Origin of the sequence: Botrimarina mediterranea (genome assembly GCF_007753265.1) — a bacterium.
Classification (GTDB): Bacteria; Planctomycetota; Planctomycetia; order Pirellulales; family Lacipirellulaceae; genus Botrimarina; species Botrimarina mediterranea.
The window spans coordinates 31,922-47,637 of the sequence record NZ_CP036349.1 but is presented as its reverse complement, the minus strand read 5'-3'; the positions used below and the strand labels follow the sequence as shown (position 1 = coordinate 47,637).

General features: G+C 60.7%; 15 protein-coding genes and 1 pseudogene. 10 read left to right on the top strand and 6 right to left on the bottom strand.

The annotated features are described in order from the left end of the window. The first annotated feature begins 153 nt into the window (after positions 1 to 153). The 9 genes from Spa11_RS00215 to Spa11_RS00180 all read left to right on the top strand — a co-directional run bounded on the left by Spa11_RS00215 (position 154) and on the right by Spa11_RS00180 (position 8,177). The gene (locus Spa11_RS00215; RefSeq protein ID WP_145105162.1) at positions 154 to 1,227 is read left to right on the top strand and encodes a hypothetical protein; all 1,074 of its coding nucleotides are present in this window, start codon (positions 154 to 156) and stop codon (positions 1,225 to 1,227) included. Between the two features lie 429 nt (positions 1,228 to 1,656). After that, the gene (locus tag Spa11_RS00210) at positions 1,657 to 2,709 is read left to right on the top strand and encodes a hypothetical protein (RefSeq protein ID WP_145105158.1); all 1,053 of its coding nucleotides are present in this window, start codon (positions 1,657 to 1,659) and stop codon (positions 2,707 to 2,709) included. Positions 2,710 to 2,777: 68 nt separating this feature from the next. Next, positions 2,778 to 4,256: a vWA domain-containing protein gene (locus Spa11_RS00205; protein WP_145105155.1), complete on the top strand. Its 1,479-nt coding sequence runs from the start codon at positions 2,778 to 2,780 to the stop codon at positions 4,254 to 4,256. A 14-nt stretch (positions 4,257 to 4,270) separates the two neighbouring features. Then, positions 4,271 to 4,597, top strand: a complete 327-nt coding sequence (locus tag Spa11_RS00200; RefSeq protein ID WP_145105152.1) for a hypothetical protein — start codon at positions 4,271 to 4,273, stop codon at positions 4,595 to 4,597. A gap of 18 nt (positions 4,598 to 4,615) precedes the next feature. Continuing rightward, positions 4,616 to 5,173, top strand: a complete 558-nt coding sequence (locus Spa11_RS22675) for a hypothetical protein (protein ID WP_197529615.1) — start codon at positions 4,616 to 4,618, stop codon at positions 5,171 to 5,173. Continuing rightward, positions 5,173 to 6,735, top strand: a complete 1,563-nt coding sequence (locus Spa11_RS00195; RefSeq protein ID WP_197529614.1) for a type IV secretory system conjugative DNA transfer family protein — start codon at positions 5,173 to 5,175, stop codon at positions 6,733 to 6,735. The genes Spa11_RS22675 and Spa11_RS00195 overlap by 1 nt, the downstream gene beginning before the upstream one ends. A 21-nt stretch (positions 6,736 to 6,756) precedes the next feature. After that, positions 6,757 to 7,446, top strand: coding sequence for a hypothetical protein (locus Spa11_RS00190; RefSeq protein WP_145105146.1), 690 nt, complete (start codon positions 6,757 to 6,759; stop codon positions 7,444 to 7,446). Positions 7,447 to 7,490: 44 nt separating this feature from the next. Then, positions 7,491 to 7,856, top strand: a complete 366-nt coding sequence (locus tag Spa11_RS00185) for a hypothetical protein (RefSeq protein ID WP_145105142.1) — start codon at positions 7,491 to 7,493, stop codon at positions 7,854 to 7,856. A gap of 15 nt (positions 7,857 to 7,871) precedes the next feature. Continuing rightward, entirely contained in the window at positions 7,872 to 8,177 is a 306-nt protein-coding gene (locus Spa11_RS00180; protein WP_145105139.1) for a helix-turn-helix domain-containing protein, read from the top strand. 127 nt (positions 8,178 to 8,304) lie between these two features. Here the strand turns inward: Spa11_RS00180 and Spa11_RS00175 are convergent, their stop codons facing one another. From Spa11_RS00175 to Spa11_RS00150, 6 genes and pseudogenes are all read right to left on the bottom strand, one after another. Next, on the bottom strand, positions 8,305 to 10,743 hold the full coding sequence (locus tag Spa11_RS00175; RefSeq protein ID WP_145105136.1) for an apurinic/apyrimidinic endonuclease family protein: 2,439 nt from the start codon (positions 10,741 to 10,743) through the stop codon (positions 8,305 to 8,307). 492 nt (positions 10,744 to 11,235) lie between these two features. Further along, positions 11,236 to 11,655, bottom strand: a complete 420-nt coding sequence (locus Spa11_RS00170) for a hypothetical protein (protein WP_197529613.1) — start codon at positions 11,653 to 11,655, stop codon at positions 11,236 to 11,238. A gap of 221 nt (positions 11,656 to 11,876) precedes the next feature. Then, on the bottom strand, positions 11,877 to 12,179 hold the full coding sequence (locus Spa11_RS00165; protein ID WP_145105130.1) for a helix-turn-helix transcriptional regulator: 303 nt from the start codon (positions 12,177 to 12,179) through the stop codon (positions 11,877 to 11,879). Between the two features lie 47 nt (positions 12,180 to 12,226). Next, positions 12,227 to 12,598, bottom strand: a pseudogene (locus Spa11_RS23515) (type II toxin-antitoxin system RelE/ParE family toxin); the annotation flags it as partial. Positions 12,599 to 12,795: 197 nt separating this feature from the next. Beyond that, positions 12,796 to 13,287: an IS5 family transposase gene (locus tag Spa11_RS00155; protein ID WP_197529610.1), complete on the bottom strand. Its 492-nt coding sequence runs from the start codon at positions 13,285 to 13,287 to the stop codon at positions 12,796 to 12,798. Further along, complete coding sequence (locus Spa11_RS00150; protein WP_145105124.1) at positions 13,221 to 13,625, bottom strand: transposase; 405 nt, start codon at positions 13,623 to 13,625, stop codon at positions 13,221 to 13,223. Before Spa11_RS00150 ends, Spa11_RS00155 begins: the two co-directional genes overlap by 67 nt. Before the next feature lie 173 nt (positions 13,626 to 13,798). Between Spa11_RS00150 and Spa11_RS22670 the strand changes: the two genes are divergently transcribed. Continuing rightward, complete coding sequence (locus Spa11_RS22670) at positions 13,799 to 15,700, top strand: hypothetical protein (protein ID WP_197529609.1); 1,902 nt, start codon at positions 13,799 to 13,801, stop codon at positions 15,698 to 15,700. The last annotated feature ends 16 nt before the right edge of the window (positions 15,701 to 15,716 follow it).

The following is a 15,716-nucleotide window of genomic DNA, read 5'->3' as shown; positions in this document are numbered from 1 at the left end:
ATGGTTGCAGGGATACTACTATCACGAGCTGAGAGGCCCCCGCCAAACGGCAGGTAATTCTGCGGTGTGGTTGACCGCTAGGGGCGGCATCAAAGAGACGACGCGGTATTCGGCCAAATGTTAGGCGAGACGCTAGGAGTGCAAGAAGGAACGATGCTTCGAGCGCTGCTCGATCGATTCGATCCCCCGACGGATTCGAAGGGGATTGACGAGTTGCGCAGGTTGGTCCGATTTTGGAACAAGGAGCTAGAGGAAGAGTTGGCTCAGGCCAAGTTGACGGCGGAACTCGTATCGGAGATCCAGGAGTTTTTACGCCATGCCGATGTCGACTCCAGCGAGGACAGGGACCCGAATGACGTCAGCACGCTTCGCGACGAGGGCGTAGGCCTCCTCGATGACGTCCAGGACTGTTTCGCCAATTGCAACGCGGCTTTCATTGACAGGTTCCCCCACATAGCGTCGGTGCGGTCTTTCAATGTGTCCCCGCGTCTGGCGGTGACGGTTCTTAAGTCGGTGCTTAAGTCGGCGCTTTTTCTTGTTGCCGGCGAAGGTGCGATCGTCGAAGCAAGTCAGTACAGCGCCCATACTATTGCTGAGGATGTCCCAGCGCAGCAGGGCACGGCGCCCAGTAGCGACGAGAATTTGACATCTGCCGAAGCAACATGCGAAGATAATGCTGTAACAGAAAGTGGACTCTTGCCCAGTGATGACAATAAGGAAGCGTTTCGAGACGCCGGCTCCGTAGAAGCACCTAACGCAAACGTCTTAGCGGCGGTTTTGGCGTCGGCGAAGAAGCGGGATCTTATCAAGGCTGCGGCGTCGCTAAGCGACGATTGCATCGCGATGGAAGAAGAGGTGCTTCGTTTGGAAGTCGCCTACCGTTGCTTCGAGAGATCGCTACCGGGCCTGCAGCTTTCAGGGTGCACAAAGAAAGAGGCCGCCAAAAAAGTAAACGCATGGCTGCATTCGCATTCCCTGAGCGGAGCTTTCAGCGATGCAAGCGCTGAGACAAAGGACAACATCATCACGGCTTTGCGAGAGCTGGCGCACGCGATGGGGGGAAGCTATGTACTTGCCTCCGATACCGGCGATCAATCGCCGCTAGTAGTCTCTCTCCAAGGCGATCACGATCGCCACGGAAAGCGACGATTCCGAGTGGTCTTCGAGGAAGGCAACGGTATGCGCCGGTATCAAGGGATTCCAGCTATTCAGTTGGTTCTCCGATAATCCCTCTTGACGCTTCTGCGGTGTGCATCTACAATGCACACCAGCAAACGAAGCCTTTTTTTGCCGCTGGGGTGCACATGGCCTGCATCCCTGCGGCGATGGTTCCCTGCTTCAACAAGAGGGGAAGGCTGGGCGTGCGTGCCGCGGCACGGCGTGCAAATCCCAACCACGCAACCGAATGACCTCACAAGAAGCCAAGGGTGGCAATCCGCAACGCCAGTCGTCGGGCGACCGCAGCGCATGCCTGAACAACTGTCTGCGAGCTCGAACAGCTGCTCCCGCCTCTTCCGCTGACGGGCCGTGGGCCGACGGCCCATGGCTCCATTACGTGGAGGCTGTGAGCAGCCAGATCAACGAAGTAGGCGTGCTGCTCTACACCGCTTAGTCAGTCATGAATCGCCCCTGAACCCACGAGGCTACGAGACCGCGATGCACTACGAACAAGATCGTCGGACAACACGTGCTGACGCTGGCATGAACGGTTCGGCAAAGCCCCACAGCGGCGAAGCCGCCTACCGCTACGAGCACCTTCAGTACCTGGACGGAGAGCCGCTCGCGATCGCCACCGAAGCGGAAGCCAAATCGGCAGCCTACACAGACAGGGAGGCAGCCGACTGGAGCGAGGACGCCGCCAAGTCGGAACATGCGGCCGACATGGCGCAAGAAGAGGAGCAAGTGCTCGCCGGACTGCGTAACGACAGAAAAGTGACCCCGCGAACCTGCAAGGTCCCGGGCGAGGACGGGGGCGGTTCGGCGGCGAAGGTAGCGCACGCGGCTTGGGTGGGCGGCGCGGGGGCCTTGGGAACAGCAGAGGCGTTCACCGCATACAGCGCCGTCAGCAATTCCAGCTCGGCGATGGCCGAGAACGAATTGGTGTGCGCCGCCTTCTGCGTGTCGCTCATCGCCGCGCCGATCGCGATCGCCCAGCTCAAGATCGTCTACTCGTCTCTCGCCGAGCTGAACAAGCTGTCCCGGCAGGTGTTTCAGTACGGGACGATCGCGGTGATCGTTGCGTACTTGCTTTTTGCGATCGGCTTCTCGAGCGCCCACCAAGCGATCGACTTCACAAAGGTCGGTGCTGAGGGCGCCCATCCGTCTGGCGGAGGCGCCCTCTACGTCGCCTTCATGTTCGCTTCACTGGTGCTCCAGGCGTTCGGCTTGTTCGCCGCCAAGATCTGTGGGGCCGCCGCCTTCTATAAGGCCTACGGCTACGTCGAGAAGGAGAACCCCGACTACCAGCTGGTTTGCCGTCAAATCCAGCAGTCGAGCGACCGTCTGCTCAGGTACCGAAAATCCCATCGCCGTTTCGCCACCATCGCGGGCGAGCGCAAGAACCGACTGGATAAGGCCCGTGGCCGCATACAAGGCCGAGTGGCGGCGGACAAGAAACAGTACGCCCGCGCTCAACGCAAACGAGTGGCCGAAGCCCGTGACCGGCTTGATCAAGCCAAGCGTGCGTACCGCGATGCGCTGGAGGATTGAGAGGCCCGCGCTACGAGCGAGCCTCTTCACCAGAGCGACCCTTTCTTCTCTTACCTATGGAGTTTGCGATGAGAGTCTTACTCGCGCCGCTTTGCCTCGCGGCGATGGCGGCGGGGTGCGAACACGAGCACCTCCCGCCGGCGTTCGAGCGATTCTACGTTGTCGATGACCAGATGGCCCTCGCAGAACGGGCGGCCATCGTTGGGGCGATTCAGGACCAATACGCCAACCGGGCGGCGCCGGGCGAGCCAATCCAGGTCGTCGTCTCGGACGATCTGCGTCATCGCTGCGTGTTCTCCATCATCGTGCCGGAGAAGGCGCGGGGCAACTCCCGGCTACGAGACCCCAAAGCCAAACGTGAGTTCGGCCGACTTGTGCAGTGGATGCGATCAGAGGGGACTGGCGACCCCGGACAGTTGGGGCTTGGAGGTCTGCCTGCGACGGTCAATTCTTTGAAGCTTAGCGCTTTGCCCAACCGCATTGTGATTGCGAAGGGCGATCCGGTCTATGACGAGCCAGGCACAGGAGCGGGCTGGTCCTTTCGAAAAGGGGTTATCGCGAACGATGCGTGCCATTCGAGCGAGGCCTTCCCGCTCAACGTCGATCCGTTCAACGAACCCGCGGAGATTAATTTCTGGCTGCCCGAGACGGTCGGCGTTTCGCCGGACCACGAGCGGGCCGTGATGCGGTTCTGGGCGCTCTGGGCGAGGGGCCACAACGCAGAGCTGCGGCGGGCCACCCCGGAACTCACTTCCGCTCTAGACTTCTCGGTCGCCGCGTTTTCTGAGGTTCGTCGCGATGAGAAGGAGCGCAAGCCCGGCATGCGGGTGGTGACGCGTTTGACTGAGCAAGAGCCGAAGCCGGAACCGGTAGCCGAACAGGTCACCGTCACGGCGACGCGCACGACCCCCAAGACGTTCACTCCGCCGCCGCCCCCACGGGGCACGCGCGAGGGAGACCTGTGGGAGCTCGGCCGGGAGTGTGTCGGGAACGTGTTAGTGGTTGATCACAGCCCTTCGATGGTCGGCGACATCGGACCGGATGGAAAGCTCGAAGTAATCCCCGAGCGCCAAGCGGGGTTCAACGATTTGCGGGCGAAGCTCTGTGTCTTGATCCGCGACATCCCCTGCCAATGGATCAACGTCGCCGTCTTCTCCGGCATGCCTGGTCAAGAACGGGCAGACACGGCCTCGCCGGAGATGCTCGCCGCGACGGACGAGAACCGGACGCGGCTGATGGACTGGCTAGGGAAGCAGCAGCTGGGAATGGGCTCTGCGATGCTCCCGGCAATCGAGCGCGCCCTCAGCTGGGAAAACGTCGACGTGATCACGCTCGTCGCGGACGGTCAGCCGAGCGGGATCGGCGAGCAGGAAGCGATCCTGGCGAGGCTTCAAGAGGTCCGCCGCGTGCGCCCGCTGCGCGTAAATGTGATCGCGGTTGGCAACCTTGAGAAGAGCCGTGAGCTGCGTGAGCGGCTCGCCTTCCCGGGCCTTGAATTCTTGCAGCGCGTCGCCGATTCGACAGGCGGCGTGCTGGTCCGCTGGTGAAGAGGAGAATCACCATGAACGAATTCCTCGACGAGTTCGCCACGCTCAGCGGGCCGCAGCTTGCTGTCGTCGCGAAGATCGGCGCCGCCGCGATGTTGGTTGGCATTCTCGGTGGGGGGTTGATCGCTTCGATGTGGGGGCGGCTCCTCCGAGCGTCGGCTGGCTTGGCGCTGCTGATCGCGATTGGTGGTGGGCTGATCTACCTGCTCGTGCAGTCGCGCGAAGAACGCTCGGTGACGCTGCGCCCTTTGCCGCCGCCGCCAAACGCCGCAGCGGCGCCCGTGGCGCCCGCATCTGAAGAAGCCCCGCCATCACGGGCGGCGGGGCCTTGGTGGAAGTAATCAATAGAGGAGGGTCCGATGCGCTTGTTTGACCTCTATAAGTTTCGGTGGCTCCTGGCGGTGGTGATCGGCTTGCCAATCGCGTGGATCGTACGGGCCGCCTTTACGATGTCGCCGCCGCCCGGCTTCGAGCAGTGGCCCTACGCGTCCCAGAGGGCCGCCGCCCACCTGGTGAGTGGAACCTACTCGATTGCCTACGGGGCATGGCTCGCCGCGGTAGTGGGGGCGGGCACGTGGCTCGCGCCACTCTCGATCCAGAGCCGCGTGAGCAGGTCGCTTCCAACCGCGTTCGCACTCTTGTCGGCGTCAGGGTTTTGGACACTGGTCAAGGCGTGCGGCGCAATCTCAGCGTCGCCGCCTGAGATGCTCTGGAGGGTCCTAGCGGCGGCGGCATGGGCCGTGGTTCCTGCGTTGCTCGCGGCCGTCACACCGGTCGCATGCGTGGAGGCCATTGGTCGCCTCATGGCGCAGGACTGGCTTGTCAGTCTTGTTTACTCCGGGCGGGGCGCCCACGCGGCTTGGGCCGCGCCCCACACGCTCGATCCCTTCACCGAGCCGCTGCCGGAGGAACTATAATGCTCATCCCCAAGGAGCCCGTCGCCAGGCCCGGCGGTCACTTCAAGGAAGGGCTGTTTTGCGGCGTCACACGACGTCGCGACACAGGCAGTCCCCGCGCGTTCGTCTGCCGGGAGAATCACTGGAACATATTCGGACGAAATGGCTCGGCGAAGTTCGTCTCGAACGGGGCGTTCGTGAGCGCCTTCAACCGTCGCGGAGGCGGTCTCTTTATCTCGCCCAAGAGCGACGAATGGACCAACTTCGGCGTCCAGCGCGGCGCGGACCCGCGGCTCTGGGAGCGTAGCCAAAGCCTGGGGCGTTCTCTGGGCGTGAACCCGGTTGTGACCCGAGACCCACCGCGGGTGACGGCGTCGTGGTTCGTCCCCAACGGCCGCTGTTTCATCGTCGCGCCCGAGAACGACTCTCAGTTTGAGGGGAGCTGCTGGAATCCCCTCATGGACTGCGGGATCGCCCCGGAAGGCGCCGCCATCCCCGAAGCGTGGAGCCGGCTCATCGCGGTTTGTGGTTCGCCGTTTCCCGCGGCGGACCCGGGATCGAACCGCGATTCGTTCTGGTGGCAATCGCCCACGGCCGCGTTGGCGGCCGCGTCGGCGTTTATCTTGTGCACCGATCCGCGCCCCGGTCACTGGAACCTCGCGTACGCGCTTAGGTGGGTGCTCGGCTATGACGAAAACCCCGGACGGTTCGGCTATGACGAGCACGGCAGGCTCAAGGTCGCGGTGGGCTCACCGCTGATGCAGCAGGTGCACTTCCGTGAGATGGCGATGGCGTCAGAACTCCTTGATGGCCAAGTCGCAATGGCGGGCAACGCCCTGCTGCAAATGGGCGAGAAGACGTTTGGGGGGGTGAACGCCGAGCTTCAGGCGAAGGCGAACTTCCTTGTCGATCCACGCTACCAACGGGTGATGGGGCGGAGCGACTTCTCGCTCGAAGAGATCGGCGCCGACCCGGAATGGCCGGTGAGCGCTTACTTCAGTCCGGTAGCGGGGGAGGGGGAAGAGCCGCTGGCGTTCTTGCGGATGGCCTACCGTCTCGGATCTCAGATCTTCCTGAAACGCGACTTTAAGCCGGAGCACCCGATCGTCGTGGTCGGCGACGAAATCGGCTCGTCGTGGGGCCGCGGGCTCCGGCACGAGGTGCTCAACCTGCACACCTACGGTCGTTTCCGCAACGTGATGTGCATCAATTACTGGCAAGACCTGAGCCAGACCTACTCCGCGTTAGGCCGGGAAGGCGCCCAGACGGCGCTCGCCAATTCCGCACAGATGTTCTTTGGGGGCGCCTGCCGCGAGGGGCGGGAGTACCTGCGAGAACGCCTGGGCGAGAAGACGATCCATATCGGCGGTTTTGGCCGGCAACGCGAGCGGCGGCAGGTCGAATTAGCGTCCTCGGACGCCATCGACCGCGACCTCAACATGGGCTCAAGCCTGGCTTATGTCTTGCCATCCAGCAGCCGCCCGGTATGCGTCCGGCGGGTGGCGTTCAAGACAATCCGCACGCCCGAAGGGGCCGTTTACGAAGGGCTCCCGGGCGTCCGGGGGCACTATAGCGAGTTCTGACCAGCAAAATGGAGCAAAGCAATGGCTAAAGAAGGTTTTCAAAACGCGCCCAGCGCCGCGCGAGACTTCTCGCAAGCTCACGACGAGCAGCAAAGGGAGCAACGCCCGGATGGAACGCCCGACCCGGTCGAGTTGCTCGACGATCACGATCTTTCCTCTTGGGACCTGACCCCCGGCGGGACAATTGAACAGTCGGTCCACACGCGTCTTTCGGAGGCGGGACGAAGCGCTTATCGGGAGGCGACCCGTCCGCCGGAAGAGCGGGACTACGACGAGCTCTACGCGAGACAGCTCGACAACGCCTTTGAACGCGCCGCCGCCAACGACGACGTCGCCCACGAGTTCACCGAGCAGTCTGACGAACGCCGCGCCGAGGCGATTCGGAGCAAAGACCATCAGGTGCGCGAACGCATCGCCGCGCAGAAGCTCGACGAGGCGGCGAAGAAGGCTCGCGAGGGCCGGCCGATGACCGGCGCCGAACTCGCCGAAGCCTTCGCGAACGAGGTGAATAACGCCAACCGGCGGATGACCGACAACGACTACGGGATTGCCGAGAAGCAATCCTCGCCCACCGACAATGGCCTCTACCCGTGGAGCGAGTCCGACCCTACCCATCGCGATTCGGACGGGCGGGTCCCTTCGGAATTCGATGTGCTCGGCCCCTCCTTTGAGAAGGCCCACGGGCGCGAATCGCCCGAGATAGAAAGATGAACTTTACTTACACACATCCCACCTGAATTGATTAGGAGTGCGGCATGCCTACACCCGCCACCACGGCCGAGAGCCTCATCCTCACTGAGATAGAAACTTGCGACCAGCGCATCGCCCAACTCAAGGAACGACTGGCGGAAGAACTCGCTTTTCGCCGGAGTCGGTCCTTTGCGCTGAAGTCTCTGCAGCAGACCCACCCCACGCCCCTGTGCGACGTGGTCCGGCCGATCATCGCTGAGCTCTTGCGTGACAACGGATCGATGGAGTTCGACGCTTTGTATGAGTTTGTGAAAGACCGGCTCGACGGGGAGCGGCCGGCCAACGGCGTGAAGCAAGTCGTGCAACGGCTTTTGAAAGAGCCGGGCATCCGCGAAGCGGAGCCGGGTGTTTACGCAAAGAGCGGCGAATAACCGAGGAGGGGAGCGATGGCGCCGCACGGGCTGACAACCACCAGGTCGACGAACGCGTCCGCGGAAGGGCGCGCCTGGTGGACGGTGGCCGAGCTGGCCAAGCACTACGGGCTATCGGAAAGAACCGTGTACGCCGCGATCGAGCGAGGCGACCTGACGGAACATCGCTTCGGCGGCAAGCGGCGCGGCATCCGGGTCGCCGACGCCGATCGACTCGAGTGGGAAGGACGCAGCCGCGAGGCGCAGTCCGCTCGAACCACCGCAACAACGTCTCGCGGCCCCAAGCCACGGCCCTTGGTGGCTAAGCATTTCCCACACTAGCGGGCAACGGAACATTGCGAACGGGAAGTCGGGCCGGCAGGCCCGCTTAGCGCCCCGTCGGCTGCCACCGGCGGGGCGCTCTTGGTTCAGCACTACGGCCCGTTGGAGCGGGTGCGCACCCAAGGCTCTAGCGTTCGCAGCCCGCACCACGCTGGAGCTGAGACAGGATGACAGCTGCGTCTCGGGTTGCGACCGTCGCGTAAACCGCGTCCCTAGTTGCCTCGAGCTCTAGGGAGACATAACCACTGAACGGGATCGGCCCATCCCGCATACCGGCGCGCTGGGCCAGCAGAGCTATCCACGGGCCGTATGTCGCGCGCGAGCCCTTTAACGACAATGCCCGATCGCCAAAGTGTGCCTTCTGACTGTGCCCCGAGATGTGGGCGTGTACGATTCGTCTGAAGATCGGGCTGTCCCGCACCCGCGCGGCGGACACTCGTTCGTCAGCCCCCCCTGAACCTTGCACGCATGTCATCCGTAAGTGCGACACGTCTAGATTGACTCCCACTCTTTCGTTCAGAACGGGGTCGATGTCCAGACGGGCACAGAACGCCTCCAGCGCTTCAATGCCGTTCACGGTGAAGAGCGGTCCTGGCTCAAGCTCCACGGCCCACGCGACACCCGAAACACTCGATTCTAAGTCGCCAATTGAACGTCGTAGGTTCTCGACAAAGTTATCCAAAGCGACTTCTTCCGCTTCGTACGACATTGAGTAATGATCTGTCGACCCATTCGATTTGAACAGGCTTGTCACCCTCGAGCCCGCGACAAGTTCGACGATAAAAGGGCGATCTGACGCTGCACACCCCGAAACCATCCGCTGCTTAGCGATCGACGCTCCCAGGCGGCTGATGAATCTGATAGCTCGCCGAGCGGTGTCGGCCCCACCGCAGGCAGGCGGCAACGACATCGACGGGATAAAGGATGCAATCCCGATCACCGGGCAGGCAAAGTCCGCGGACCTTATTGCTTGGTCGATGATTGCCTGCCGAGGCGTCGGCGGAAGTAATTCGCACGCCGCCATGAAGTCCGCGGCTGTGTCGAACTCGATAGACTGCGATTCCGCGAGCTTTCGAAGCGGACTCGCATCAACGTCCGTTTGCATCAAGGTGTACCACTCAACCCCTTCTATCAAAGGCGGGTCATTCGAAAACTGGGGCAGCCGTGCCGCCACCGCTGAAGGCGCAGTTGTCATCGAGGTGATGGCGGAAAGTCGGACAGGGCCCACGCCAAGCCGCAGTGGCCGCCAGGTCTGGTCCTTGGGGTTCTTGATCGCCGCAAATCGTGGCAAATCGAGTCCGATGTGATAGCCTCGGCCGCGATAGGCAGTGGCCGTCGCGTCAATCAGGACAATCGCCTCTCGAGTCTCCGACTCGCCAACCTTGACTTTTCGGTGGACCGACCAATAGGCCGACGAGAGCTGCCCGCCCGACGACCGCAACCAGTCCGCAATGATTCCGATCGATTGAGGGTGGAGGGTGTCCCCCAGCGCTAGGACTCGGGCGGCACCAGCGGCCGTTTCATCCGCCGACATTAGGAGCCGGATCTCGTCATCCTTACGTAGGACAGATTGACCGGCAGGGAAGAGTGGTCGCAGCTGTTCTGGGCAGTGCTCCTGGAACAGCATCAGTACGTCAAAGACGCTCATGCCCAGTGGAGCGCCTCCGTCGAATGTAGCGCCTTTCCTTTTGTCGTAGGCAAGAGGGACCGTCACAAACCGCGGCAAGACCGCAAGCATCGATTCGGAGTCGCGCCAGCCCTCTGCGTCCCGTGAGAGAACCTCAAGCAGGCTCGCCTCGCTAAGCTCTATGAAAGGGAAGGTCGATGGATCATTGATGAGGAAGCTGCTAGGTCGGCGTTTCTTGCATCCGACGACAACGACGGCGTGTGGACGTCTTACCGACGACTGTGCCGCCGCGAACCCCGAGTATCCGGGGGTTCGTAGGAGCTTTGACATGTCGGTGTTTAGGATCACCGGCATCCCACTTAGGACGTAGGCGCGAATCAAAGTCGCGAATTGGTGATCTGCGACCCCCATACGCGCCCCGTCACAACCCCGCGACCAGAGGCTCTCCTGGGTGTGATGGAATGCCGTAAGCCCGACGTGCGATGAACGCATGTACTTGCGCGCCGCTTCCATCGTCATTCCAGACAACAACGCCTCCGACTCACCGTCTACCGAACGGCTCGGCTGCGACAACGCGGTGATCTCTGTGGGGCCAAAGATCGCGTTGGCGTGCTGAAGAAGGATCGCGTTCGCCATGAAGCACGCCGCCTGCTGACACATCCCACCGCGTCCGATACCGACATGCTGCAGAAACGGAACACCAGGGGATGGCAGCGGGAGGTCTTCTTCAAGGTAATACGCGGCGATGTCGCTGGAGAGAATGTGCCAATCCGCCACAGCCAGCCGTGCCGGCGGCACCAAGACGCAGTCGGCAAGCCCTGTTGTGTCTGTTGCTAGGCTGGCAGACAGCATCTGATCCAGAGGCTCGGCCTCCTGATCGCTGGTGAATAAATGGCGACAGCTCTTGCTCAGAAACTGCAATCGGCGGAGCTGTAGCATGCTCCCATCGGGAAGAAATGTCCGTATGGCGAACCGGGGCGCCGATACCGATAGAAGCTCACACTCACTGCGTACGACAACTGAAGGTCGAATTGAATATGCAAGCTCTCGATGTGAGGCACTGCTGACACCAAGATGTTCTTTCAAGAAAGCATCGAGAAACCTGATCTGAGGTTCACCGACCTGGTCGCGCACCCAGGCCACCGACGGCGATGGCTCCATCATATGAGATGCTTTGGATGAGGTTTTTCTATGCTGTTAGAGCGGCAAGGATGATCCGCCACGAGGTGGGTTGCAAGTGGTCATCTGAAATAACATCAGCCGATGACATACACCTGGCACTGTCGATGGTGAACTGTCGTGCAATAGAGTGGACGACACCGCCAAGCGCACACGGGAATTGCCCGTCCACTGATCGTGGCGGCCTCAGAATTTCGCGTCCGCAAGACCGCGGCTCAGAGCCGTATGAATAGTGCAGGTGGTAAGAAGGGGTCACCTGCGGTAGAGGGGCGCCAACTCACCCGGCAGAAGACCGACTGACGCAAATTCGACAACTTCCTCGTCTTCGGAAGTGGCCTTGTGAAACGCACGCTTTTCTTCCTCGATCGCCTTGAACAATTCGAGCGATAGCCTCTCTGCTTGCGATCGCGGCGGGGCGAAAAACTCTCCCCGGTCTTCTGTAAAGTCGGCAAATGCTTCACTCGCCAGCTTGAACGCTTCATCAGGCGTCAGGGTTGATTCGCGATCGCGGACTCCGTCGAAAGCAACACGAAGTGTGCTGACAACCTCCGCGATTGTGAATTGCGGTGGCTTGCTAGCCAGATCACTATCGTCGCTTCCCATTGCACCCATTTTGCCTAGTGTAACACTTCTTGGCGGGATGTCAATCTGATTGCGCCAGTGAGCGGCCACCTCCGCTCAGATACAAGCAGGAGACTGGATGGTCGCCTAAGGACAAAACCCTTCGTGAAGGGTAGTGGCAATCGGATCCTTACGAAAGCCCGGGGTAGCGTGTCGTTGGAGAATGGGTGCACTCCTCTTCAGACCCACTCCGACTAGCGGCACCTCCCGGCGCCGACGCGCTCCGGTTCGGCGGATTCACGTGAAGGCGGGACCTGTTGAGGCTACCCAGGCTAAGGGCTGGTTGTCAGCGGCAGGTCGCCGTGGGCGGTATGGACGTAGAGCGACGCTCCGAGCACTGACAAGGCACGGTTGAGCGTTCCTAGCTTTACGTCGTCGCCCCATTCCATCTTCGAGATTGCTTGCTGCGAGACACCGAGACGCTCGGCGAACTCGGCCTGGGTCAGCCCCACCTCCTCGCGAAGCCGAGCGATGAGGGTGCCCGCCTTGAGCAGCTCGCCTTTTTCGCTCGCTTTGGCGAGCTGTTCCTTCGTGAGCAGCTTGGCGAACACGTCGCTTGCGGGTCTGGTTGGCATGGTAAGCTTCCTTTCATCTCTTCCAAGTGGCGGTCGTAGATCGCGTCCGCCAAGGGGATCATCTTCTCGTAGAATCGTTTGTCGCCGGTCTTGTCGCCACCTACGAGCACGACGGCGCGACGGAGGGGGTCGAACGCAAACAGTGACTGGAGCGGCCGGCCTTTGGACTGGGTCCGCAGCTCCTTCATGTTCGTGTGTCGCGAACCTTTCGCGTATCCACGTGGGGCCGCGGCGTTTGCGGCCCGTCCTGACGGAGCACCTCGATCGAGGCATAGATGTCGATCACCGCCTCGGCGTCGAGCGAACCAAGCCAAGCCTGATACTAATCTGCGAACAGAACTTCCCAACCCACACTTAAGATTACAACCTACAGGTTGTTTTGTCGAGTCTGTTAGAATGGTCGCGAAAGTGTTGTCCACCGAAGCAATCCACCTATGCCTCAATCGCAATTGGAGGCATGCCAACCACTTCGATGCATCGGGTCGCACTCTCTACGCAAACTCGTTACTACCAATCTGACGGTAGGGCAGTCCTACCTAAAGAGACCGATCCGACGCTCGAGGAATGTGTGGCACTGACTCATCAGCGCTTCCGGGAATTGATCCTAGAGCCAGTTTCATAACCGTCTGAAGCAGACGATCATGCATGCGAGCTTAATGAAGCCGTGGTAGAGATGGGCGTAGAACTCGTTGCGGACAACCAGCCGCTTGAAGGCGTGGAGCCAGGCGATGCTGCGTTCGACGGTCCACCGTCGCCGGTAGCGACGCAGCTTCCGCCCGTCCTGCTTCTTCTTGCGGACGCGGTTCTTGCGATGGGGGCAGATCAGATCGACGCCCCGCTCTGCGAGTCGGTCACGCAACGCGTCGCAGTCGGCCGCCTTGTCGTACACCAGCCGCGACGGGACGTGACTTGTCACCGCCTCGTCCAGCAGCGGCTCGATGAGATTCACCTCGGCCACATTGGCCGCCTCGACCTCAGTCGCCAGCGGAAGGCCCTGGGCGTCGGTGAGGACCATGATCTTGGTCCCCTTGCCCCGTTTGGTCAGGCCGACGCGATCCCCCCTTTTTTTGCCGGGGCGAACGTGCCGTCGGCGAAGCCTTCTCCCCAATCGATCTGGCCTGCCTTGTCGAGCAAGCGGACCAGTCGCCGGTGGACTTTGTCCAGCGTGCCATCGGTCGTCCATTCGACGAATCGACGCCAACAGGTGGGGTATGAGGGGAACCAGGGCGGAAGGTCTTTCCACCGCGCGCCGCTACGCAGCACCCACAGCACGCCCTCCAGACAAGCCCGCGCATCGGCGCGGGGCCGGCCTCCCTTGGGGTCCGGCTTGGGCGGCTTGAAGAGGTCGCTGACAAGCGCCCACTGCTCGTCGCTGAGCTGCGGGCGGAAGAATCGAGAGTCGGGCTCCATCCTGGACCCCGCACCAGGGCGGGATCGATCGGTCATTAGGGGTCTCCTTTCGGAGACTCTTACGACCGCTCCCTCTCTGCGGTTCAGCTAGTAAATCGAAGTTCTGAAACTGGCTCTAAGCTGAAAGCAGAAGTAGACAAGCACCCGGCGATTGCTCGTCTTGTAGAGCAGTACACAGCACCGAACCTGTTAGAGTTGGTCGCCCTACTTTGGACAATGATTGGACGACACTCACCCCCTTACGCAAAGGCCTGGGAAGCATGGGAGAGGCGGTTCATCATGATGCACTCTCCGCTTGGCGACATCTTTGCGCCTTGGGCGGGCTAGAACTGGAGGGGCGTGATGAGGGCATCGACGAGCGTATTCTAACTCGTCTTGATCCTCGAGCTTCCTCGCTCGAACAAGCATTGGCCAACGCCGATATGGCGTCCTTCGTTAGAGCATTCTTCGAATCCTTACACCCCTACGTCGCGATGTTCCGCGACATTCTCGCTTTTTTCCAAAACGCAAAAGCGACACGAGGGAAGTCGCAATGGTCGCTTCGGGTGGATGACATCGAAGTGAGCCTAGAACACTTCCGAGATTGGTTAGCCAACTGGGATTTCTTGAGCCGTTCTTCAGTAACCTTACCGGCAATTGACGCAAATGCAGTATGGCGGTTGTTGGGCGTCATGCAGAGCCGGAAAATAATCCAAGAAGCCACGACAGCCCCCGAGAAGGCCCCTTACGTCATCCCAGAAGACGCGAGACAGTGGGCAGAGGCCTACACACGAGGCTCCTACTTGCCGTGGCCTAGTTCACTCGGTCCACAACAGTGTCATCCCGCGCTGGCTACCTGCGCGAAAATCGGACAAGCTGTTTTGCAGCGTCTGCTAGACCAACAGCTTTCACCGCCACTTCTGAAGGCTCTCTACAATAAGCAACACCAAGAGGCTCAGTGTCGCGGGGGCAGAAGAGATGTCGACCCTTCCGATGCCTTTGACCTCTGGACGATAGCACAATACGAAACCGACTTTTGGTTGAGATCAATTGTCGCCTCTCTTTCCGTTGCCTCGCGGCTGCCTAACCGCGAGATAGTCGCCATCGGCGATGAGCTAGACGCGATCACCGACCCGTTTCCCACTCGACAATTTCAGGTCGATGTGCACATCGGCGATCTCGAGTCGGTTCTCTCGTTGCCGATCTGGGAGAAGCGATACGATCTGTACGCAGTTTGGATTGCTACGGAGATCATCCGTGCCCTGAAGGGGCACGATGTCGAAATCCATCATGACGATGGGCTAATCGCATTCAATTTCAAAGAGGCGACCGTAGCCACCGTTCATTCCTCTCCTGGTCCGTTCAAGCTTATATGCGAGCGTCAAGCACCGCTAACTAATCCACGCGGAAAAGGCCGAATAGCCAACGTACAACCAGATCACGGGCTCTGGACTACAGTTCATGAGCACGAAGTATGCAAGATGGTGATCGAAGTCAAACACTACAAGAAGTCGTCAAAGGGAAAGTTCATCGATGTGTTCGAAGACTACGCCCTCGCACTTCCAGATAGCGTAGTGTATCTCGTTAATCACGGGCCCGCTGGTAACGCCCTCCAAGAAGTGTCCGCAACGATTCGCAATCGTTGCAGGGCCATAGGCCATCTTACCCCGTCAAACAGCCTCGCACGGGAGGAACTAGCGACTGCGGTTCGACAGTGCGTCGGCGAACCGATATCGCGGTGGCCAGATGTCACAAACCCATCGAGCCAATCAAACGCATTGTTGATCGATGTCTCTGGCTCGATGGCAACGACCTTGCGATCTGAGTCGATGCGATTGCTAGTTCGCTTTCTAGCCGAACAAGAGATGCCAGCTAAGCTCGTAGCGGCCGACAGTAAGATCGTCGGTACTTGGGATATCGGTGAAGCGGGCTTTGAGGAACTGCTGCTCTCAGGAGGCGGTGCTACCCATCTAGACAAGTCCGTCAAGGAACTCCTAGACTACTACGAGTCGGTCTTTTTAATTACCGACCAGGAAGGGGTGGCAACTCTTCGGAGCAGCAAGTTAACACCGCACGTGGCGCAGTCGGCTGCTCCTGACGGGATTGTGGTTAGAATCTGCCAAAAGCAATGACGCCATGCTGGTCTCG

Excerpts from the sequence above, each read along its gene's own strand:
- Spa11_RS00190 (WP_145105146.1), top strand. The coding sequence starts at position 6,757 with ATGGCTAAAGAAGGTTTTCAAAACGCGCCCAGCGCCGCGCGAGACTTC.
- Spa11_RS22675 (WP_197529615.1), top strand. The coding sequence starts at position 4,616 with ATGCGCTTGTTTGACCTCTATAAGTTTCGGTGGCTCCTGGCGGTGGTG.
- Spa11_RS00180 (WP_145105139.1), top strand. The coding sequence starts at position 7,872 with ATGGCGCCGCACGGGCTGACAACCACCAGGTCGACGAACGCGTCCGCG.
- Spa11_RS00215 (WP_145105162.1), top strand. The coding sequence starts at position 154 with ATGCTTCGAGCGCTGCTCGATCGATTCGATCCCCCGACGGATTCGAAG.
- Spa11_RS00175 (WP_145105136.1), bottom strand. The coding sequence starts at position 10,743 with ATGCTACAGCTCCGCCGATTGCAGTTTCTGAGCAAGAGCTGTCGCCAT.
- Spa11_RS00210 (WP_145105158.1), top strand. The coding sequence starts at position 1,657 with ATGCACTACGAACAAGATCGTCGGACAACACGTGCTGACGCTGGCATG.
- Spa11_RS00205 (WP_145105155.1), top strand. The coding sequence starts at position 2,778 with ATGAGAGTCTTACTCGCGCCGCTTTGCCTCGCGGCGATGGCGGCGGGG.
- Spa11_RS00165 (WP_145105130.1), bottom strand. The coding sequence starts at position 12,179 with ATGCCAACCAGACCCGCAAGCGACGTGTTCGCCAAGCTGCTCACGAAG.
- Spa11_RS00195 (WP_197529614.1), top strand. The coding sequence starts at position 5,173 with ATGCTCATCCCCAAGGAGCCCGTCGCCAGGCCCGGCGGTCACTTCAAG.
- Spa11_RS00200 (WP_145105152.1), top strand. The coding sequence starts at position 4,271 with ATGAACGAATTCCTCGACGAGTTCGCCACGCTCAGCGGGCCGCAGCTT.
- Spa11_RS00150 (WP_145105124.1), bottom strand. The coding sequence starts at position 13,625 with ATGACCGATCGATCCCGCCCTGGTGCGGGGTCCAGGATGGAGCCCGAC.
- Spa11_RS00185 (WP_145105142.1), top strand. The coding sequence starts at position 7,491 with ATGCCTACACCCGCCACCACGGCCGAGAGCCTCATCCTCACTGAGATA.